Source organism: Methylobacterium longum (genome assembly GCF_022179385.1).
GTDB classification, from domain to species: domain Bacteria; phylum Pseudomonadota; class Alphaproteobacteria; order Rhizobiales; family Beijerinckiaceae; genus Methylobacterium; species Methylobacterium longum.
This window is the reverse complement of sequence record NZ_BPQS01000019.1, coordinates 27,828-46,728: the sequence shown is the minus strand read 5'-3', so window position 1 is coordinate 46,728 and position 18,901 is coordinate 27,828. Positions and strand designations below refer to the sequence as shown.

Annotated in this window: 22 protein-coding genes; 13 read left to right on the top strand and 9 right to left on the bottom strand. The window is 68.4% G+C overall.

The annotated features are described in order from the left end of the window. Positions 1-29: 29 nt before the first annotated feature. From sufB to MFF58_RS17175, 10 genes are all read left to right on the top strand, one after another. Positions 30-1,499, top strand: a complete 1,470-nt coding sequence (gene sufB, locus MFF58_RS17220; RefSeq protein WP_238289991.1) for a Fe-S cluster assembly protein SufB — start codon at positions 30-32, stop codon at positions 1,497-1,499. A 280-nt stretch (positions 1,500-1,779) separates the two neighbouring features. Continuing rightward, positions 1,780-2,532, top strand: a complete 753-nt coding sequence (gene sufC / locus MFF58_RS17215; protein WP_149310456.1) for a Fe-S cluster assembly ATPase SufC — start codon at positions 1,780-1,782, stop codon at positions 2,530-2,532. Between the two features lie 3 nt (positions 2,533-2,535). Further along, positions 2,536-3,858, top strand: a complete 1,323-nt coding sequence (locus MFF58_RS17210) for a SufB/SufD family protein (RefSeq protein WP_238289990.1) — start codon at positions 2,536-2,538, stop codon at positions 3,856-3,858. 200 nt (positions 3,859-4,058) lie between these two features. Then, entirely contained in the window at positions 4,059-5,303 is a 1,245-nt protein-coding gene (locus MFF58_RS17205) for a cysteine desulfurase (RefSeq protein WP_238289989.1), read from the top strand. Positions 5,304-5,354: 51 nt separating this feature from the next. Beyond that, complete coding sequence (locus MFF58_RS17200) at positions 5,355-5,738, top strand: SUF system Fe-S cluster assembly protein (RefSeq protein WP_238289988.1); 384 nt, start codon at positions 5,355-5,357, stop codon at positions 5,736-5,738. 588 nt (positions 5,739-6,326) lie between these two features. Continuing rightward, positions 6,327-6,659 carry a hypothetical protein gene (locus MFF58_RS17195; RefSeq protein WP_238289986.1) on the top strand — a complete coding sequence of 111 codons (333 nt, stop codon included), beginning with the start codon at positions 6,327-6,329 and terminating at the stop codon, positions 6,657-6,659. A 261-nt stretch (positions 6,660-6,920) separates the two neighbouring features. Further along, positions 6,921-7,232 (top strand): hypothetical protein, encoded by a 312-nt coding sequence (locus MFF58_RS17190; protein WP_238289985.1) that lies wholly within the window; start codon positions 6,921-6,923, stop codon positions 7,230-7,232. Positions 7,233-7,525: 293 nt separating this feature from the next. Continuing rightward, positions 7,526-7,771, top strand: a complete 246-nt coding sequence (locus MFF58_RS17185) for a hypothetical protein (RefSeq protein ID WP_238289984.1) — start codon at positions 7,526-7,528, stop codon at positions 7,769-7,771. Between the two features lie 147 nt (positions 7,772-7,918). Next, positions 7,919-8,854 (top strand): ABC transporter ATP-binding protein, encoded by a 936-nt coding sequence (locus MFF58_RS17180; RefSeq protein WP_238290056.1) that lies wholly within the window; start codon positions 7,919-7,921, stop codon positions 8,852-8,854. 14 nt (positions 8,855-8,868) lie between these two features. Beyond that, the gene (locus MFF58_RS17175) at positions 8,869-9,630 is read left to right on the top strand and encodes an ABC transporter permease (protein WP_238290055.1); all 762 of its coding nucleotides are present in this window, start codon (positions 8,869-8,871) and stop codon (positions 9,628-9,630) included. A gap of 4 nt (positions 9,631-9,634) precedes the next feature. On the opposite strand, the gene MFF58_RS17170 is transcribed toward MFF58_RS17175, so the two are convergent. Further along, positions 9,635-10,399, bottom strand: coding sequence for an alpha/beta fold hydrolase (locus MFF58_RS17170; RefSeq protein ID WP_238290054.1), 765 nt, complete (start codon positions 10,397-10,399; stop codon positions 9,635-9,637). Between the two features lie 117 nt (positions 10,400-10,516). On the opposite strand from MFF58_RS17170, the gene MFF58_RS17165 reads away from it, so the two are divergent. Continuing rightward, complete coding sequence (locus MFF58_RS17165; protein WP_238289983.1) at positions 10,517-11,359, top strand: FkbM family methyltransferase; 843 nt, start codon at positions 10,517-10,519, stop codon at positions 11,357-11,359. On the opposite strand, the gene sfsA is transcribed toward MFF58_RS17165, so the two are convergent. Then, positions 11,346-12,059 carry a DNA/RNA nuclease SfsA gene (gene sfsA / locus MFF58_RS17160; protein ID WP_238289982.1) on the bottom strand — a complete coding sequence of 238 codons (714 nt, stop codon included), beginning with the start codon at positions 12,057-12,059 and terminating at the stop codon, positions 11,346-11,348. The genes MFF58_RS17165 and sfsA overlap by 14 nt on opposite strands. Before the next feature lie 77 nt (positions 12,060-12,136). On the opposite strand from sfsA, the gene MFF58_RS17155 reads away from it, so the two are divergent. Both MFF58_RS17155 and MFF58_RS17150 read left to right on the top strand, forming a co-directional pair. After that, positions 12,137-12,877, top strand: a complete 741-nt coding sequence (locus tag MFF58_RS17155) for a competence/damage-inducible protein A (RefSeq protein ID WP_238289981.1) — start codon at positions 12,137-12,139, stop codon at positions 12,875-12,877. A gap of 31 nt (positions 12,878-12,908) precedes the next feature. Further along, positions 12,909-13,778, top strand: coding sequence for a formate/nitrite transporter family protein (locus MFF58_RS17150; RefSeq protein WP_238289980.1), 870 nt, complete (start codon positions 12,909-12,911; stop codon positions 13,776-13,778). Between the two features lie 77 nt (positions 13,779-13,855). Here the strand turns inward: MFF58_RS17150 and MFF58_RS17145 are convergent, their stop codons facing one another. The 7 genes from MFF58_RS17145 to MFF58_RS17115 all read right to left on the bottom strand — a co-directional run bounded on the left by MFF58_RS17145 (position 13,856) and on the right by MFF58_RS17115 (position 18,868). Continuing rightward, positions 13,856-15,145 (bottom strand): NAD(P)/FAD-dependent oxidoreductase, encoded by a 1,290-nt coding sequence (locus tag MFF58_RS17145; protein ID WP_238289979.1) that lies wholly within the window; start codon positions 15,143-15,145, stop codon positions 13,856-13,858. Between the two features lie 169 nt (positions 15,146-15,314). Then, positions 15,315-15,800 (bottom strand): F0F1 ATP synthase subunit B family protein, encoded by a 486-nt coding sequence (locus tag MFF58_RS17140; RefSeq protein ID WP_238290052.1) that lies wholly within the window; start codon positions 15,798-15,800, stop codon positions 15,315-15,317. Between the two features lie 15 nt (positions 15,801-15,815). Then, positions 15,816-16,394, bottom strand: coding sequence for a F0F1 ATP synthase subunit B family protein (locus tag MFF58_RS17135; RefSeq protein ID WP_238289978.1), 579 nt, complete (start codon positions 16,392-16,394; stop codon positions 15,816-15,818). A gap of 140 nt (positions 16,395-16,534) precedes the next feature. Then, positions 16,535-16,762 (bottom strand): F0F1 ATP synthase subunit C, encoded by a 228-nt coding sequence (locus MFF58_RS17130; RefSeq protein WP_007566773.1) that lies wholly within the window; start codon positions 16,760-16,762, stop codon positions 16,535-16,537. Between the two features lie 68 nt (positions 16,763-16,830). Next, the gene (locus tag MFF58_RS17125; protein WP_238289977.1) at positions 16,831-17,586 is read right to left on the bottom strand and encodes a F0F1 ATP synthase subunit A; all 756 of its coding nucleotides are present in this window, start codon (positions 17,584-17,586) and stop codon (positions 16,831-16,833) included. A 71-nt stretch (positions 17,587-17,657) separates the two neighbouring features. Continuing rightward, on the bottom strand, positions 17,658-18,032 hold the full coding sequence (locus MFF58_RS17120) for an AtpZ/AtpI family protein (protein WP_238289975.1): 375 nt from the start codon (positions 18,030-18,032) through the stop codon (positions 17,658-17,660). A gap of 191 nt (positions 18,033-18,223) precedes the next feature. Beyond that, a complete protein-coding gene (locus MFF58_RS17115; RefSeq protein WP_238289974.1) occupies positions 18,224-18,868 on the bottom strand; it encodes a DsbA family protein in 645 nt (214 codons plus the stop codon). Positions 18,869-18,901 lie beyond the last annotated feature (33 nt).

The window sequence follows — 18,901 nt, the reverse complement described above, 5'->3', positions numbered from 1 at the left end:
TTGACGCCGGAGATGCCTAGGAGACGCTGATGCCTGCTGTGCAGGAAACCATTGACCGGGTCCGCTCGATCGACCTCGACCAGTACAAGTACGGGTTCGAGACCACCATCGAGATGGAGAAGTCCGAGAAGGGCATCTCCGAGGACGTCGTCCGCTTCATCTCGGCCAAGAAGAACGAGCCCGCTTGGCTGCTGGAGTGGCGCCTCGACGCCTATCGGCGTTGGCTGACCATGCAGGAGCCGGAATGGGCGCGCGTCTCCTACGACAAGGTCAACTACAACGACATCTACTACTATGCGGCGCCCAAGCGCCCGGCGGCGATGTCCCTCGATGAGATCGACCCCGAGATCCTGAAGACCTACGAGAAGCTGGGCATTCCCCTGCGCGAGGTCGAGGTGCTGGAAGGCATCGCGCCGGAGCGCCGGGTCGCGGTCGACGCAGTGTTCGATTCGGTCTCGGTGGCCACCACCTTCAAGAAGGAACTGTCGAAGGCCGGCGTGATCTTCATGCCGATCTCCGAGGCCGTGCAGGAATATCCCGAGCTCGTGCAGAAGTATCTCGGCTCCGTCGTGCCGGCGACCGACAACTTCTTCGCGACGCTGAACTCGGCCGTGTTCTCGGACGGTTCGTTCGTCTACATCCCGCCGGGCGTCCGCTGCCCGATGGAATTGTCGACCTATTTCCGCATCAACGAGCGCGACACCGGCCAGTTCGAGCGCACGCTGATCATCGCCGACAAGGGCTCCTACGTCTCGTACCTGGAGGGCTGCACCGCCCCGAAGCGCGACGACAACCAGCTCCACGCCGCGGTGGTCGAGCTGGTCGCCCTGGATGACGCCGAGATCAAGTACTCGACCGTCCAGAACTGGTACCCGGGCGACAACGACGGCAAGGGTGGCATCTACAACTTCGTGACCAAGCGCGGCGATTGCCGCGGGGCCCGCTCGAAGATCTCGTGGACGCAGGTCGAGACCGGCTCGGCGATCACGTGGAAGTATCCGTCCTGCATCCTGCGCGGTGACGATTCCCGCGGCGAGTTCTACTCGATCGCGGTGTCGAACGGCATGCAGCAGGTGGATTCCGGCACCAAGATGATCCATCTCGGCAAGAACACGACGAGCCGGATCATCTCGAAGGGTATCTCGGCCGGCCGCTCGCAGAACACCTATCGCGGCCTCGTCTCGGCCCACCGGAAGGCCTCCAACGCCCGCAACTTCACGAACTGCGATTCCCTGCTGATCGGCGACCAGTGCGGGGCGCACACCGTGCCCTACATCGAGTCGAAGAACGCTTCGGCGGTGTTCGAGCACGAGGCGACCACCTCGAAAATCTCCGAGGACCAGAAGTTCTACTGCCAGCAGCGCGGCCTCTCCGAGGAGGAGGCGACCGCGCTCATCGTCAACGGCTTCGTCCGGGACGTGCTGCAGCAGTTGCCGATGGAGTTCGCCGTGGAGGCCCAGAAGCTGATCTCGATCAGCCTGGAAGGCTCGGTGGGCTGACCGCCTGGGCCGATACGACGACGACCTGCTGCGCGCGGCCCATCGGCACGGCGCGCGGCACGCCGACGAGGTCGGGAGCAGCGTCCTGTGCGGATGCTTCTTCTGCCTCGCGGTCTTCGCGCCGGACGAGATCGCGGGCTGGATCGCCGATGACGGCACCGCCCTCTGTCCCCGGTGCGGCATCGACGCGGTGATCGGCGACCTCTCCGGCTATCCGGTCGGGACCGCCGCGCTCCTGCGGGCGATGCGGGACGAATGGTTTTGAAGGACTTGGACTGACATGCTGGAAATCAAGAACCTCGTCGTGCAGATCGAGGACAACCGCATCCTGAACGGCCTGAACCTGACCGTGAACGACGGCGAGGTCGCCGCCATCATGGGGCCGAACGGCTCGGGCAAGTCGACCCTCTCCTACGTGATCGCCGGCAAGGAGGACTACGAGGTCCTCGACGGCGAGATCCTGCTCGACGGGCAGAACGTGCTGGAGATGGCCGCCGACGAGCGCGCCGCGGCCGGCATCTTCCTCGCCTTCCAGTACCCGCTGGAGATCCCCGGCGTCGGCACCATGACGTTCCTGAAGGCTTGCCTCAACGCTCAGCGCAAGGCGCGCGGCGAGGCGGAGCTGTCGACCCCGGACTTCATCCGCGCGGTGAACGGCGCGGCCGACAAGCTTGAGATCAACAAGGAGATGCTCAAGCGCGCCCTCAACGTCGGCTTCTCCGGCGGCGAGAAGAAGCGCATGGAGATCCTTCAGATGGCGCTGCTCCAGCCGAAGTTCTGCGTGCTCGACGAGACCGATTCCGGCCTCGACATCGACGCCCTGCGCATCGTCTCGGAGGGGGTGAATGCGCTCCGGGACCAGGGCCGTTCCTTCCTGGTCATCACCCACTACCAGCGGCTGCTCAACCACATCGTGCCCGACACCGTGCACGTCATGTCGAAGGGCCAGATCGTGAAGACCGGCGGCAAGGATCTCGCCCTCGAGCTTGAGGCGTCCGGCTACGCCGAGTACCGCACCGGCGAGGCGGCCTGAGCCATGGCCGACGTCACAAACCTCCGCTCCCCCGCCGAGGCCGGCCTGTCGAAGCTGTTCGAGACGGCGCGCCGGAGCTTCGCCAGCGACACGACGATCGCCCGCGAGGAGGCGTTCCGCTTCTTCGAGGCGACCGGCCTGCCGAGCCGCCGGGTGGAGGCGTTCAAGTACACCGATCTGCGCGCCGCGATCACCGACGTCGCCCCGCCCGCCGAGGCACCGAGCCTCGACGCCGCCAGGGCCGCCGTGGCGCGGGCCGTGGGGTTCGACGGGATCGAGGCCGCGCGCCTGACCTTCGTCAACGGTCATCTGGTCCGCGAACTGTCCGACCTCGCCGCGATACCCGACGGGGTCCGCGTGACGCCGCTGAACGAGGCGCTGACCAACGGTGACGTGGTCCTGGCGCAGCTCGCGCCCGTGCCGCAGGCCCGGGAGAACCCGGTCTATCAGCTGAACACGGCGTTCCTGGCGGATGGCGCGGTCATCTCGGTGGCCGCCGGCGCGAAGCCCGCGCGGCCGATCCATCTCCGCTTCGTCGGCTCGGGCGATGCGCCGTTCTCCACGGCGACCCGCGTGCTCGTCCAGCTCGGCGAAGGCGCGGAGTTCAGCCTGCTGGAGAGCCACGAGGGTCCGGACCAGCTCACCTGCCAGCCGAACGACGCCCTCGACGTCGTGGTCGGCCCGCAGGCGGTCTTCCGCCACACCCGCCTGAACAAGGAGGGCGATGCCACCATCGCCCTGTCGACCCTGTCGCTGAAGGTCGACACCGAAGCGCAGGTCGAGACCGTGAACCTCGTCACCGGGGCGGTGCTGTCGCGCCACCAGATCTACGTCCACGTCGCGGGCGACGACACCAACGTGGTGGTGAACGGCGCGGCCATGCTGCGCAACGGCCAGCTCGCCGACTCGACGCTGCTCGCCGACCACGCCGCGGTCGGCGGCGTCGGCCGCGAACAGTTCAAGTGGATCATCGACGGGGATGCCACCGGGGTGTTCCAGGGCAAGATCATCGTCCGTCAGGTCGCGCAGAAGACCGACGGCAAGATGAAGTCCGACTGCCTCCTCCTCACCGACGAGGGGCAGATGATGAACAAGCCGGAGTTGGAGATCTTCGCCGACGACGTCGCCTGCGGCCACGGAGCCACCTGCGGCGCGCCGGATCCTGACCTCCTGTTCTACCTGATGGCCCGCGGCCTGCCGCGCGCGATCGCCGAGAGCCTGCTGGTCCAGGCCTTCGTGGGCGAGGCTGTCGAGTCGGTCACGCACGAGGGCGCCCGCGCGGCGCTGATCGGCGAGATCGAGGCTTGGCTGCGGGCGCGCGGCTGACGACCCGGCCGGCCTCGCCAGGGACCGGCCGACACGCCGAACCCCACCCGTATCCTCGGATGCCCGCGCCAGCGGGCCTCGCAGGAGGGCCGGGGGATCGCAGCGCCAGTCAAAGGCCTCTTCGAGGCCCCCGCCTCACCCCGGCCCCTCGGGATGAGGCGGTCTTACGGGATCGGCGAACTCATCTGAAGGTCGCGACCATGAACGCACCCGTCCTCACCCCGGCCTACGACGTCGAGGCGATCCGCAGGGATTTCCCGATTTTGTCGCAGCAGGTCTACGGCAAGAAGCTGGTCTATCTCGACAACGCCGCCTCCGCGCAGAAGCCGAGGCAGGTGATCGACGCGATGGTCTCCTGCATGGAGACCGGCTACGCCAACGTCCATCGCGGCCTGCACTACATGGCGAATGCCGCGACCGAAGGGTTCGAGGGCGCGCGCGAGACCACCCGCCAGTTCCTCAACGCGGCCTCGACCGACGAGATCATCTTCACCCGCAACGCCACCGAGGCGTACAATCTCGTCGCCTCCACGATGGGTTGGGCCGGGCTGATCGGGGAGGGGGACGAGATCATCCTCTCGATCATGGAGCACCACTCCAACATCGTGCCCTGGCACTTCCTGCGCGAGCGCCGCGGCGCGGTGATCAAGTGGGCCCCGGTGGACGATGACGGCAACTTCCTGATCGAGGAATACGAGAAGCTGTTCTCGCCCCGCACCAAGATGGTGGCGATCACCCACATGTCGAACGTGCTGGGCACGGTGACGCCGGCCGCCGAGATCGTGCGCATCGCCCACGACCACGGCGTTCCGGTCCTGCTCGACGGGGCGCAGAGCTCCGTCCACCAGCCCGTCGACGTGCGGGCGCTGGACTGCGATTTCTTCGTCTTCACCGGTCACAAGGTCTACGGCCCGACCGGGATCGGCGTGCTGTACGGCAAGAAGAAATGGCTGGAGCGCCTGCCACCCTACCAGGGCGGCGGCGAGATGATCCGGACGGTGAGCGAGGACGCGATCACCTACAACGATCCGCCGCACCGGTTCGAGGCCGGAACACCGGCGATCATCGAGGCGGTGGGTCTCGGCGCCGCCCTCGAGTACATGATGTCGGTGGGGCGCGAGGCCATCGCGGCCCACGAGGCCAAGCTCACCGCGTACGCGCAGGAGCGGCTCGGGGCGATGAACGCGTTGCGGCTGATCGGGACCGCGCCCGGTAAGGGCGGCGTCATCGCCTTCGAGATGAAGGGGGCTCACGCCCACGACATCGCCACGGTGATCGACCGGCAGGGCGTCGCCGTGCGCGCCGGCACGCATTGCGCCATGCCCCTGCTGAACCGCTTCGGCGTGACCTCCACCTGCCGGGCCTCGTTCGGCCTCTACAACACGACGGCGGAGATCGACACCCTTGCCGAGGCCCTCGGCAAGGCAGAAATGCTGTTCACCTGATAGTCTGGTTGAAGCTGGTCCCGCCCGCGCGGGACCGGGGAGAGTGAAGCGATGACCACCGACGCCACCATCACGGGCGGCATGAACGCCCCCGCCGTCGCGGGCACCTCCGCGATCCCGCAGGCGGAGATGGACCGCCTGACGGACGACATCGTCGCGGCGCTCAAGAGCGTCTACGATCCCGAGATACCGGCCGACATCTACGAGCTCGGCCTCATCTACAAGGTCGACATCGACGACGACCGGAAGGTCGCCATCGACATGACGCTCACGGCCCCCGGCTGCCCGGTGGCGGGCGAGATGCCGGGCTGGGTCGAGAACGCCGTCGGCGCGGTGGCGGGCGTGCAGGCCTGCACGGTGACGATGGTGTTCGATCCGCCGTGGGATCAGAGCCGCATGTCCGACGAGGCCCGCGTCGCCCTCGACATGTGGTGAGCGGCATCGGCTGAGCGTGCGGCCGGCCCGTTCCGCGGGCGGCGGCGTCGACGCCATTGGGGCGAGCCGCGCAGGGGTCTCGAACCGGTCGATGACGGCCGTCGCCGGCTCGCCGGTTCAAGCCTGGCACGCCTCGTCCACGTGGAGGAGGGCACCAGGGTTTCGCGTCGCCGTCGGGATCGGGCGCGGGGCGGGTTGATGGCGGTCGTGATGCCGCTTGTGCTGCCGATCGATGCCGCTGGTCGAGGGTGCTTGGACGTCGACCGCGCCCATGCATCGGGTCCCATTCGCGCCGTCGCCCGAAGAATTCGTCCAGCGCGGTGCCGCGCATCGCGGGTTCGACCGCGGTGACTCGCCCGGGTACATCGGGATCTCGGGGCTGAGGCTGGAAAGACTTGACCGACGTCTCTGAAGACAAAGGATCGATGCGGCCTATAACAGCGTGGCTCAAAGGGTGCTGTCTTGAGGATGCAGCGATTGCGAGCTGCGGCTCTCTACGTAGCCGTTAAGGCCGCGCTAACCATGACGGCGCAGATCAGGTCTTGCCGCAGCGCTGCGGCGCCCTCCTGACGCAGTTGGTGAATTCGCATGGCTTCGGGCTACGTGCTGGCGGCGTTCCTCGAAACGACTGGGCTGATCGGTCTCGTGATCGCCACCCTCAAGATCCGCGCGGAGCGGCGGGCGAAGGCCGCCGAGCTCCGGTACTTCCTGCGCTCCGGTCAGATGCCGTCAGCGAGCGCCGCATCGATCGGATCGCATCGGGCACCCGGACGGCGCATCGCCGCGGTGACCGTCGCCCCGGTCCGGAGCCGGAACGCCGAGGCGCGTCAATCGAGCGCGCGCTCTGCCCTCAGCCGCGCCATCGCGCAGAGCGGGACAGCGTTGCGGACCGAATTCGGCACGCGTGTCAGCGCAGGATGACGTCGAGCCCACTGCCGAACAGCACCACGGCGCTGAGCGTGAGCATGAACTTCAGATCTTCGAGACGAGCGCTCACGATCAGATCCTCGTATTGGGCAGCGAGATCGCCGCTCCGATCACCCAAGAACATCGCATTAACGGAATTTCCGCGAGTCCTTTCAGCTTCTGTTAGGGATTTACCGACCGTTTCCGTTTGTTAAGGTTGCCGAAGGGTTAAGGACGCCGCAACGGCCTCCACCTCCGTCGAGAGAGTTCCAGACCATGGATCAAGGGCGGACCGGAACGATCCGACGCGGCTTCGACTGGATCTTCCGTGACAGGACCACGGGCGTCATCACCATCGCCCAATGGCCGAACCTGCCGCTCTGGCTGTTCGGCGGCCTCACCGTGGCCGCCTGGTTGGCCCGGGAAGCCGGGTCGCTCGCAACGTGGCTGACCATCGGAGCCGACCTGGCCCTGGCGTGGTGGGCACTCGACGAGGTGCTGCGCGGCGTGAATCCCTGGCGCCGGTTCCTCGGCGCTGCGACGCTCGCCGGACTGATCGCGCTCGTCGCTCTCCGTCGGTCAGCATAAAACGGGCGACGCGGATCGCACTACCCGCGATTGCATATTCCCGGACCAGAACGTCCGAGTACGGGCGCCATCCACCTCAAGACTGCTTTCGGACGGGCGCCTGGGCTTGATCCCGGATGTGCAGACTACTGGCGCGCCCCTGCGGCGCCGGGTCGAAACATAACGGTAGGTTGCACCATCCAAGAATTTGTGAATGGTCGCGCTTGGCATTGCGCTCGGCATCGGGCTGCGCGAAGCCGGCCAGCCGGACGCGCATGCGGGCGCCCGGCCGAAGGACTGGTGTTGAAGGCATCATGACCGACGTGGGAGGACCCGAGCCGAACACCGCCGCGGACGAGCGGGAGCGGCTGCTCGGACAGATCGCCGACGCGCTGAACATTCCCGTCGTGGCGTTCCGGAGCCGCGTATCCTGGGCGGACGGCGCATCGGGGCCGAGCGCTTCGGAATGCGCGGCGCTGCTCGCGGCGTTCTCCCGGATCGCCGACCCGGATCGCCGCAAGGCGTGCTTGGCGCTGGTGGAGCAGTTCGGAGACGGGTGACATCCAGGCGCTCGGCGGTGCGCTCGCACACACGGGACCCCTGAGCACCGCAGCGCGACATGCTATAGGGCCGCTCGCGACCGACGCGGCATGCGCCGTCCGAGCGACGGCGGCCCAGGCCGCGCTTGCCACCGCTGATCCCAGGCCCTGATGCCGATCATCTCCATCTCGAAGCTGTCGAAGACCTACACGTCGGGCTTCACCGCCCTGCGGGATATCGACCTCGCCATCGAGCGTGGCGAGATCTTCGCGTTGCTGGGTCCGAACGGCGCCGGCAAGTCGACCCTGATCAACATCGTCTGCGGCATCGTCACGCCGAGTTCCGGAACGGTGCTGGTCGACGGCCACGACATTGCGAGCGCGTACCGCGCGGCGCGGCGAGCCATCGGTCTCGTGCCGCAGGAACTGACCACCGACGCCTTCGAGACGGTGGTGAACACGGTCAGTTTCTCCCGCGGGCTGTTCGGGCTGACCCCGAACCCCGCCCATATCGAGCGGATCCTGCGGGCGCTGTCCCTCTGGGACAAGCGCAACAGCCGGCTGATGACCCTGTCGGGCGGCATGAAGCGCCGCGTGCTGATCGCCAAGGCGCTCTCCCACGAGCCGCGGGTGCTGTTCCTCGACGAGCCGACCGCGGGCGTCGACGTCGAGTTGCGCCAGGACATGTGGCGCCTCGTGCGCGACCTGCGCCAGCAGGGCGTCACCGTGATCCTCACCACCCACTACATCGAAGAAGCCGAGGAGATGGCCGACCGCATCGGCGTCATCCGCCGGGGCGAGATCATCCTGGTGGAGGAGAAGGCCGCGCTGATGCGCAAGCTCGGGCGCAAGCAGCTGACGCTGCATCTCCAGAAGCCGATCACGGCCGTCCCGCCGGATCTGTCGGATTACGAACTGGCGGTCGCCGGCGACGGCAGCGAGCTGGTCTACACCTACGACACGCGTGCCGAGCGCACCGGCATCACCGGCCTGCTCACCGGGCTGGCCGCGGCCGGCATCCGTTTCAACGATCTCCACACCGAGCAGAGTTCGCTGGAGGACATCTTCGTCGGCTTGGTCCGCGAGGAGAGGGCACAGGCATGAGTGCGGGCTTCAGCATGAACTGGCCCGCGGTCCGGGCCATCTACCTGTTCGAGATGGGCCGCTTCTGGCGGACGGCCGGGCAGAGCATCCTCGCGCCGGTGATCTCCACCACCCTGTACTTCGTGGTGTTCGGCGCGGCGATCGGCTCGCGGGTCTCGGCGGTCGACGGCGTGCCCTATGGGCTGTTCATCGTGCCCGGCCTGATCATGCTCTCGCTGCTCACCCAGAGCATCTCGAACGCCTCGTTCGGCATCTACTTCCCGCGGTTCGCGGGGACGATCTACGAGATCCTGTCGGCCCCGATCTCGCCGCTGGAGGTGGTGCTGGGCTTCGTCGGCGCGGCGGCCTCCAAGTCGATCCTGATCGGCCTGATCATCCTGGCGACGTCGGCCCTGTTCGTGCCGCTGCGGATCGACCACCCGCTGTGGATGATCGGCTTCCTGCTGCTCACCGCGGTGACCTTCAGCCTGTTCGGCTTCGTCATCGGCCTCTGGGCGGACGGCTTCGAGAAGCTGCAATTGGTGCCGCTCCTCGTCGTGACGCCCCTGACGTTCCTGGGCGGCAGCTTCTACGCCATCGGCATGCTGCCGCCGTTCTGGCACGCGGTCAGCCTGCTCAACCCGGTCGTGTACCTGATCAGCGGCTTCCGGTGGGCCTTCTTCGGCACCGCCGACGTCAGCATCGCGGTCAGCCTGGGCATGACCGCGCTGTTCCTGGTGATCTGCCTCGGCCTCGTCACCTACATCTTCCGAACGGGCTACCGGCTGAAGAGCTGACCGCTCAGGGCTGCGCGGCGAGGAAGGCCAGGACTCCGTCCCGGTGGGGCTTGGCGCCGACCGCCGTGGAGTGGTCCTTGCCCTCGATCTCCAGGGCACGCGCGTCCGGGATCAGGGCGGCGAGCGCCGGACCGGAACCCGCCACGGTGTCGAGGGTCCCGACCGAGACGAGGACCGGCACCTCGATCTGCCCGAGTTCGGCGCGGCTCAGGGTCTGGCGCGAGCCGCGCATGCAGGCCGCCAGCGCCCGCAGGTCGCTGCGGGTCTGCTCGGCGAACATGCGGAAGGCGGCGGCCGTGGGGTTCGGGGCCGGGGTCCCGGCGGGCGCCTCCAGGGCCTCGGCGATGCCGGAGGGCAGACCCTTTCCCTCGACGAGGTGCATCCCGAGACCGCCGATCAGGGCCGAGCGGACCCGGTCGGCGTGGTCCAGGGCGGTGTGGGCGGTGATCCGGCCCCCCATGGAATAGCCCATGACATGGGCGCGCGCGATGCCGAGATGGTCGAGCAGCCGCACCGCGTCGCCCGCCATCGCCTCGGAGCTGTAGGCGGCCGGATCGTAGAGCTTCTCGCTCTCCCCGTGACCACGATTGTCCAGGGCGATCGCCCGGTATCCGGCCTGGGTCAGGGCCCGCACCCACTGCGTATTGACCCAGTTGACCGCGTGGTTCGACGCGAAGCCGTGGATCAGCAGGATCGGCGTGCCGGTTCCGTCCGTCGGCGGGACATCGATATAGGCGATCCGCACGCCGTCGGACTTGAAGGTCTCCATGCCGCGCAATCCATGCTCCGTAAGCTCGGTCACCCGCTTAGACCACGCGGACGCGCCGGGGCAACGCGGATCGATCCGCTTGCAGGGCGGGGCGCCGGCTGGCACACCGCGCCGGTCATGACGGACACGCAGCCCTACGGCACCTACGAACCGGCCGGCCTCGTGGCGGCGATCACCCGCCGCACGAACCGGATCCCGGCCGAATCCTGGTACGGGCGGCGCCTCGCGCTGTTCCTGCGCCGAATCGCGATCGCACGGCTCGGCGGCAAGCCCCTCGACGTGACCCGCTACGGCGCGCGGATGCGGCTGCATCCGTACAACAACAACTGCGAGAAGAAGGTGCTGTTCACCCCGCAGTTCTTCGATCCGGAGGAGCGCGCCCTTCTCGAAGCGCGCCTGCCGAAGGACTGCGTCTTCCTAGACATCGGCGCGAATATCGGCGCCTACGCCCTGTGCGTGGCCGCGTTCTCGGGCCCCGAGGCCCGGATCGTCGCCGTCGAGCCGCAGCCGGACGTGTTCGACCGCCTGACCTACAACATAGCCCAGAACCCGTTCCACACGGTCAAGGCGGTTGCCTGCGCGGTGGCCGACAAGGCGGGCGAGCTGACCCTGTTCATCGATCCCCGCAACCGCGGCGAGTCGAGCCTGCGCATCGTCGGCACCAACGAGGGCGCCCGGATCACCGTGCCCGCGGTGACGCTCCTCGACCTTCTCCACCGGGAAGGGCTCACCCGCGTCGATGCCGTCAAGCTCGACGTGGAGGGGGCCGAGGACCTGATCCTAGAGCCGTTCCTCCGGGAGGCGCCGGCCACGCTGCTGCCGCGCATCCTGTTGATCGAGAACGGCACCGGCCAGTGGCAGCTCGATCTGCCGCAGCACCTCGGAGGCTTCGGATACCGCGAGATCTCGCGCTCCCGGCTGAACCTGATGTTCGAGCGTGCGGCCGTCAGGCCGGCGTGATCACCGGGATCTCGTCCGCGACGGCGACCCCCTCCGGCCCGACGGCGCAGCGATAGGCGCGGACCTCCACGCCGGCCGCGCGGGCGTCTCGGAACGCCCGGTCGAAGACCGGGTCGATGTCGCGGGCGACGTCGAAGGCCTCCGCGCGCATCTGAACGACGATGACCACGAGCGCGCGGCCACCCTCGGCCACGACCTGGGCCAGATCCCGCATGTGACGGGCGCTGCGGGCGGCCTTGCAGTCCGGAAACTCCGCGAGGCCCGGCCGCCGCATCAGGTGGCAATTCTTGACCTCGACGTGGCAGGGGCCGGACGCGGCGCCGCTCGCCAGGAAATCGACCCGGCTCGCCTGCGCGTAGCGGACCTCCGGCCTCAGCGCGTCGTGACCGGCGAGCGCCGCGATGGCGCCGGCGTGGAAGGCTTCGGCCACCAGCGCGTTCGGGCGCAGGGTGTTGATGCCGACCCATTGCGGGCCACCCGGCAGCTCGGCCTGCACCAGCTCCCAGGTCATCGGCAGCTTGCGCGCCGGATTGGTCGCGCGGGACAGGAGCACCCGCGCGCCGGGCTCCTTCAGACCCAGCATCGCCCCGGGATTGGGGCAATGCGCGGTCACGCGGCCGTCATCGGTGTCGATGTCGGCCAGGAAGCGCTTGTAGCGCTGCACGAGCCGTCCCGGCACCAGAGGCGCGGCGAACTGCATCGGATCCTCGGGGTTCACGTAGTCGCGGGCTACGGTCGCGCTATCTGCCTGCCCGACCCGCCCGACACCAGAGTCCCATGAGCCAGCCCTCCGATTCCGTCACCGCCGCCATCCTCGTCATCGGCGATGAGATCCTCTCGGGTCGCACCAAGGACAAGAACATCGGTACGATCGCCGACTTCCTGACGGCCGCCGGGATCGACCTGCGCGAGGTGCGGATCGTGCCGGACGAAGCCGCCATGATCGTCGAGGCGGTCAACGTCCTGCGCGCCCGCTACACTCACCTGTTCACGACGGGCGGCATCGGCCCGACCCACGACGACATCACCGCCGATTGCGTGGCCCAGGCTTTCGGTGTCGGCGTCGACGTCGACGAGCGGGCGCGGGCCATGCTGCTGGAACGGCACAAGCCCGAGGACCTGAACGCGGCGCGCCTGCGCATGGCCCGGATCCCGTTCGGGGCCGACCTGATCGCCAACCCGGTCTCGAAGGCACCGGGCTTCCGCATCGGCAACGTTCACGTCATGGCCGGCGTGCCGAGCATCATGCAGGCGATGCTCGACTCGATCGCCCCGACCCTGAAGGGCGGTACCGCGATGATGTCCGAGACGATCGAAGCGGCGGGCCTGCCGGAGGGCAACTACGCCGGCGGTCTCGGCGAGATCGCCAAGGCGCGGCCCGCGGTCTCCATCGGCTCGTACCCGGCGATGACGCCGGAGGGGTTCCGCAACCGGATCGTCGTGCGCAGCCGGGATCCGCAGGCGCTCGCCGAGGCGTGCGACGCGGTCCGGGCCTTGCTGGCGCGCCTCTCCGCCTGAGGTTCGGACGTCGGGTCGCGGAGCGGAGTCAATGGTTCGGGACAAGGACAAGCGCGCCGACCCCATGGCTCGGCGCGATGCGCGCCTGAAGGAAGTGTCGGACGTCGGCCGGCCGGACGCCTACGTGCTCCACGAGGTCATCCGCCTGGGGGGCGACGAGGAACTGCGTCGACACGGTCTGGCTCTGTTCCTCTCGGCCTTCGCGGCCGGCCTCAGCATCGCCCTCTCGCTGATCGTGCCGGGGGTCCTCAGGAGTCACTTGCCCGAGGCCGAGTGGGCGAAGATCGTGAGTTCGATGGGCTACGCGGTCGGGTTCCTCGTGGTGGTGCTCGGACGCCAGCAACTCTTCACCGAGAACACCATCACGCCGGTCCTGCCGCTGCTGCACGACCGCTCGGTCAAGACCGCCCTGCGCGTCGTGCGACTGTGGGGGATCGTGCTGGCCGGAAACATCCTGGGGACGCTGGCCATCGCGGCGCTGCTGGCCCATTCCGGCGCCTTCGAGCCGCCGGTCCTCAAGGCCTTCGCGGATATCAGCCACGACGCCATCGCGCATGAATTCTGGGCGACGCTCATCAAGGCGGTCTTCGCCGGCTGGATGATCGCCCTCATGGTCTGGTTCCTGCCCGCCACGGCCAGCGCGGCGCCGTTCGTGATCCTGCTGATGACGTGGCTGGTCTCGCTCTGCAGCCTCGCCCACGTCGTGGCCGGCTCGGTGGAAGCCTTCTACCTGGTGGTCACCGGCGCGGCCTCGCTGCACGATTACGCGTGGAAGTTCTTCCTGCCGACCCTCCTGGGCAACACCTTCGGCGGCGTCGCACTGGTGGCGGTGCTCAATTACGGTCAAGTCGCCCCCGAGGTGGAGGAGACCAAGGCCGTGGAGGGTGATCGCACCGACTGACGCCGCGACCCCTCGCCAGAACCGGCCGCGCCGGTGCCGCGCGCCGCCGTCGATGCGGCAGGCCGGAAGGCGTCGCCTCAGTCGAGCCGCACCGCCGGACTGATCAGGTGATCGAGGTCGTCGAGCACCCACGTCATCGTCCCGCGCAGCGGACCGTACAGGCCGAGCTGGTGCTGCCGGTAGAGGAGGTCATGGGTGAGGCGGGCCGACAGGCCGTTGAGGCGCCCGCCGCCGAAGGTGTAGCGGCCGAGCGTGCCCCAGCCGTTGAAATCCGCGAGGGAGACGATGGCGCCCTTCTCGACATAGCGGAACGGCGGCAGCGTCGATCCGACGGCGTCGCCGCGGGCGAGGGCGCGGCCGAGGTGGCGCGCGAGGTGCTGGGCCATCTGTCGGGCCGCCTGAGCCGTGGCCGGAACGGACCGCCCGGTTTCCGGCTCCGTCAGGCTGGCACAATCGCCGAGGGCGACGATGGCCGGATCGCGGGTGGTGCGCAGGTCACGGCCGACCACGAGTTGCCCGGTCCGCGAGCGATCCAGACCGTCGAGGTCGGCGAGCACGTCGGGCGCCTTCACGCCGGCCGCCCAGACCTTGAGTCCGGCCGAGATGTGGCTGCCGTCCTTCAGCGCGAAGCCACCGGCATCCGCGCCGGTCACCATCGCGTCCGTCCGGACCTCGACCGCGAGGTCGGACAGGGTGCGGCCGGCAGCCCGCGACACCCTCTCGGGAAAGGCGGGCAGAAGGCGCGGACCGCTCTCGATCAGGGTCAGGCGCAGGCGCTGCGGCAGATCCGGCGATCCGTAGGCCGACAGCAGGTTGATGGCGTGCTTCAGCTCGGCGGCCAGCTCGACGCCCGTTGCGCCACCGCCCACGATGGCGATCTCCAGCACCCCCCCGTGGTCGAGCCGCGCCAGCAGATGACAGCGGAGCTGACAGTGGAAATGCTCGGCCTCGGTCAGGTCATCGATGGTGAGGCAATGTTCGGCCACGCCCGGCGTGCCGAAATCGTTGGCGCGGCTGCCGATGGCGAGGACGAGCAGGTCGTACGGGAGATCGACGACCGGCCGTCCCTCCGCCGCCTCGACGGCGAGGCGGACGCGCTTCGCCCGCCGGTCGATCCCGACCAGGGCGCCGGGCTGGAAGCGGAAACCGTTGCGGCGCGCCTGCGCGAAGAAATCCACCTTCTGCCGGTCGGCCCGGGCGGTACCGGCCGCGAAGGTGTGAAGCATCGGCTTCCAGACATGGGACAGGCTGCGATCCGCGAGGATCACGTCGGCCCGGCCCCCGCGTCCCAGGCTGGTGGCCACCTCGATCCCGGCGACGCCGCCGCCGACGATCACGATCCGCGCCCTGTCCGCCGTATCCGCCATGCCGTCTCCGCATCCCCACGGGTCGGGAACGCCGCTCGGGGCACCGATGTTCGCCCGGGCGATCACGGAGCGGCTCCGGCATGGCGCGGGGAGCCGAAAAGGACATCCCGTCATGAAAAAAGCCGCCCGGGGGCGGCTTTCTCGAACCTCGCGGCGTCGCCAGGAGAAATCAGGACCGCAGGCGGGTCCGGACCTCACCGAGGCTGGCGCGGATCAGGCCTTGGGCGGCGTCACCCTGCATCCGCTCGCGCAGGATCGTCTCCGACACCTTCACGGCCGCCTCCGCGGCAGCGGCACGGACCTGCGCCTCGGCCTGGGCCTCGGCCTGGGCGATCTTGGTCTCGGCGGCTTTGGTGCGCCGGGCCAGGAAATCGTCGAGCTTGCGATGACCCTCCTCGGCGGCCCGATGGGCCTCCTCGCGGGCGCTGGCGACGATCGACTCGGCCTCCTTCTCGGCCTCGGCGCGGCGGCGCTTGTAATCGGCCAGCACGGCGGCCGCTTCCTCGCGCAGGCGCTTCGCCTCGTCGAGTTCGTGGCGGACGCGCTTGGCGCGCCCGTCCAGACCATTGGTCATCGCCGAGAAGCCGCCGACCTTCCAGGCGATGCCCATGAAGATGACGAACGCGACGGCGACCCAGAATTCGGCTTCGAGCAGCATCGGGGTTCCCGTCTAGTGTGCGGTGGCGTCGAGGGCGCGATCGAGGCTGGCCCGGTCAGGAGCCTGACCGGTGAGCCGCTCGACGATCGCCGTGGCGGCCTCGCCCGCGATGGAGCGGACGTTGCCCATGGCGCTCTCCGTGCGCGTGCGGATCGTCGCCTCGGAAGCGGAGAGCTTGGCGTTCAGCTCCTCCTCGAGCGCCTTGCGCTTGACCTCGGCCTCGGCGGCCAGCTCGTTGCGGGTGGTCTGCGCGATGTCGCGCGCCTTGCCCTGGGCTGTCCGGAGGGCGGTCTCGAAGGCAACGCCGGCGGCATCCGCCTCGGCCTTCATCGCCTGCGCCTGATCCAGGTCGGCACGCAGGCGCTCGGCGCGGGCATGCAGGATCGACTGGATCCGCGGCAGCGCGATCTTGTCCATCAGGTAGTAGAGGAGCCCGAAGGCCAGCGCGAGCCAGATCAGCTGCGCGAGAAAGCCCGAAGTCTCGAAGGGCGGAAAGGCGCCGGAATGCGCTTCCGCGTGCTCGGTATGGCCCGGCACGATCTTCGTGTCGGCGCCCGAGGGCGGCGTGGTGAGGGGATTGGGCTGCGCCATGAGACCGCTACACTGACACCGTTCGCTGAGGTCACCGCCGGCGCGGCGACCGAAGAAGGCGGACGCTCCTCGCGGGAGCGCCCACCCGTTCGTCGGGCGAAGGCCCGGGGAGACCGCGGGTCCGCGGTCTCCGACGCCGATCAGACGGCGAAGAGCAGCAGCAGCGCGATCAGCAGCGAGAAGATGCCGAGCGCCTCGGTGAGGGCGAAGCCCAGGAGGAGGGTGGCGCGCTGGCCGTCGGCCGCGGACGGGTTGCGAAGGGCGCCGGCGAGGAACTGACCGAACAGGTTGCCGAGGCCGATGCCCGCACCCGCCATGCCGAGGCAAGCGAGGCCGGCGCCGATGTACTTCGCAGCGACGGGATCCATGATAACTCCTGAGGTCTCTTCAGATCGAAACGTGCGGTGACGTTTGCGGCGGGTGGAGCCGGCCGGGATTAATGGCCGGGGTGAAGGGCATCGTTGAGGTAGATCGCCGTCAGCGTCGCGAAGACGTAGGCCTGAAGCGCCGCGACGAGGAACTCGAGAGCGGTCAGCGCGATCGTCAGGAACAGCGGAAGCGGCGATAGCACGCTCCAGGCACCCGCGAGAAGAAGCTGAACCACGAAGAACGCGAAGATCTTCATCGCGATATGGCCGGCCAGCATGTTGGCGAACAGACGGACCGACAGGCTGATCGGGCGCGAGATGAAGGAGATGACCTCGATCGGCACCAGGATCGCGAGCAGCGGCTTCGGCACGCCTGACGGCACGAACAGGCCGAAGAAGTGGGTGCCGTGCTTCATCACGCCGAAGATCACCACCGTGGAGATCACCAGGGCCGCGAGGCCGAAGGTGACGATCAGGTGGCTGGTCACCGCGAAGGCGTAGGGGATCATCCCGAACAGGTTCAGGACGAGCACGAACATGAACAGCGAGAAGACCAGCGGCAGGAACCGCCTGCCGCCGTCGCCGGTGGCCTGGTGCACGGTGTCGGCGATGAATTCGTAGAAGATCTCGGCCAGCGACTGCATGCGGCCCGGCACCACGGAGCGGGACGCGGTCGCCACGATGGTGATCAGCGCGATCACCCCGACGGCCGCGAACATGTAGAGGGCCGACTGCGTGAACGCGAGCTGCTGATGGCCGATATGGCCGAGCGACACGAGCGGCTTCAGCTCGAATTGATGGATCGGGTCGATCGTGACCGCCATTCCCGCTTCCGCCCTTCTTGTTCGGCGCACCGGCATCGCCGGCCGCCCAGATCCCTCTGGACCGGCGTGCCTTACGGCTCCTGCCGGTCGCGTCGTTCCGGACGCGCGCCGGAGAAACCCGACACCCGCATCACGTTGTAGACCCCCGCGACGAACCCCAGCATGAGGAGGACGATCAGGCCCCAGGGCTTCGTCCCGAAGACATGGTCGACGATCCAGCCGAGTATGCCCCCCGCGATCACGCCCGCGACGAACTCCGTGGAGAGCGTCATGGCCTGGCCCAGCGAGGATGGCCCGCCGTTCCGAGCGCGCGTGGAAGGATCGGGAGCGGCCTGCGGCCGCTTCCGTTCGATCTGCGTCTCGAGACGTCTGAGCCTCGCGGAGAGTTCGCTGTCCGTCGGCGTCTGCTCGGTCCTTTTCCCGTCCCTTGGGTCGTCGCCGTTCACGGCTCAAAACTCATCGGGCAGGAGGATCTGGAACCGGCTGGACACCCCCAGCAAGCGCGGCGCACCATAGTTTCGCCTATCTTGAGTGTCAAGGCGAACTCCATACACGATAAGTCTTTGATTTTGAGTTGGTATTTCAGGTTGGAGCGCCACGCTGGACCGGTGCTCCGCGCATGTCTCCGAACAGTCGCTCAGGCGCCCAGAATGGGCTTGATCACCTTCTCCATGCCCTCGACCGTCATCTCGCCGGTGTAACGCTCACCGTTGATGAAGAAGGTCGGGGTGGAGTCGACCTTGAACACGTCGAGCCCGCGCTGCTTCACGGCGTTGACCGCGCTGTAGACCTTCTGGTCCTTCAGGCACGCCTCGAAGGTCTGCTTGTTGTAGCCGGCCTGACGGAGCATCTGCTCCAGCGCGTCCACAGGCTTCGGGGTGAAGGCCCAGGCCGGCTGCTGGTCGAACAGCAGGTCGGTGATCGGATAATACTTGGACTCGCCCTCGCAGCGCGCCAGCATGAAGGCCGCGGTCGCCAGCGGGTCGAGGGGGAATTCGCGCAGGGTGAACCGCACCTTTCCCGTATCGATGTAGCGCTCCTTCAGGGTCGGCCACGTGTTCTTGTGGAAGGCCGCGCAGTGCGAGCAGGTCATCGAGGCGTACTCGATGATGGTGCATTTGGCATCCGCCGGTCCGAGCCAGACGTCACCGAGGGGACCCGGCTGGAGCAGCGCGGCGGTGTCGATGCCCTCGGCGCGGGCGCCGCGAACGAGGGCCGGCAGGGCGATGCCGGCGCCGATGGCAAGGCCGGAGAACTTGAGAGCGTCGCGTCGCGTCGTCATCGGGCAGGCTCCGCCGGAATGGACCGTCATGGC

Excerpts from the sequence above, each read along its gene's own strand:
- MFF58_RS17200 (WP_238289988.1), top strand. The coding sequence starts at position 5,355 with ATGACCACCGACGCCACCATCACGGGCGGCATGAACGCCCCCGCCGTC.
- MFF58_RS17210 (WP_238289990.1), top strand. The coding sequence starts at position 2,536 with ATGGCCGACGTCACAAACCTCCGCTCCCCCGCCGAGGCCGGCCTGTCG.
- MFF58_RS17170 (WP_238290054.1), bottom strand. The coding sequence starts at position 10,399 with ATGGAGACCTTCAAGTCCGACGGCGTGCGGATCGCCTATATCGATGTC.
- MFF58_RS17135 (WP_238289978.1), bottom strand. The coding sequence starts at position 16,394 with ATGGCGCAGCCCAATCCCCTCACCACGCCGCCCTCGGGCGCCGACACG.
- MFF58_RS17125 (WP_238289977.1), bottom strand. The coding sequence starts at position 17,586 with ATGGCGGTCACGATCGACCCGATCCATCAATTCGAGCTGAAGCCGCTC.
- MFF58_RS17155 (WP_238289981.1), top strand. The coding sequence starts at position 12,137 with ATGAGCCAGCCCTCCGATTCCGTCACCGCCGCCATCCTCGTCATCGGC.
- MFF58_RS17185 (WP_238289984.1), top strand. The coding sequence starts at position 7,526 with ATGACCGACGTGGGAGGACCCGAGCCGAACACCGCCGCGGACGAGCGG.
- sufC (WP_149310456.1), top strand. The coding sequence starts at position 1,780 with ATGCTGGAAATCAAGAACCTCGTCGTGCAGATCGAGGACAACCGCATC.
- MFF58_RS17205 (WP_238289989.1), top strand. The coding sequence starts at position 4,059 with ATGAACGCACCCGTCCTCACCCCGGCCTACGACGTCGAGGCGATCCGC.
- MFF58_RS17115 (WP_238289974.1), bottom strand. The coding sequence starts at position 18,868 with ATGACGACGCGACGCGACGCTCTCAAGTTCTCCGGCCTTGCCATCGGC.
- sfsA (WP_238289982.1), bottom strand. The coding sequence starts at position 12,059 with ATGCAGTTCGCCGCGCCTCTGGTGCCGGGACGGCTCGTGCAGCGCTAC.
- MFF58_RS17150 (WP_238289980.1), top strand. The coding sequence starts at position 12,909 with ATGGTTCGGGACAAGGACAAGCGCGCCGACCCCATGGCTCGGCGCGAT.
- sufB (WP_238289991.1), top strand. The coding sequence starts at position 30 with ATGCCTGCTGTGCAGGAAACCATTGACCGGGTCCGCTCGATCGACCTC.
- MFF58_RS17190 (WP_238289985.1), top strand. The coding sequence starts at position 6,921 with ATGGATCAAGGGCGGACCGGAACGATCCGACGCGGCTTCGACTGGATC.
- MFF58_RS17165 (WP_238289983.1), top strand. The coding sequence starts at position 10,517 with ATGACGGACACGCAGCCCTACGGCACCTACGAACCGGCCGGCCTCGTG.
- MFF58_RS17130 (WP_007566773.1), bottom strand. The coding sequence starts at position 16,762 with ATGGATCCCGTCGCTGCGAAGTACATCGGCGCCGGCCTCGCTTGCCTC.
- MFF58_RS17175 (WP_238290055.1), top strand. The coding sequence starts at position 8,869 with ATGAACTGGCCCGCGGTCCGGGCCATCTACCTGTTCGAGATGGGCCGC.
- MFF58_RS17145 (WP_238289979.1), bottom strand. The coding sequence starts at position 15,145 with ATGGCGGATACGGCGGACAGGGCGCGGATCGTGATCGTCGGCGGCGGC.
- MFF58_RS17195 (WP_238289986.1), top strand. The coding sequence starts at position 6,327 with ATGGCTTCGGGCTACGTGCTGGCGGCGTTCCTCGAAACGACTGGGCTG.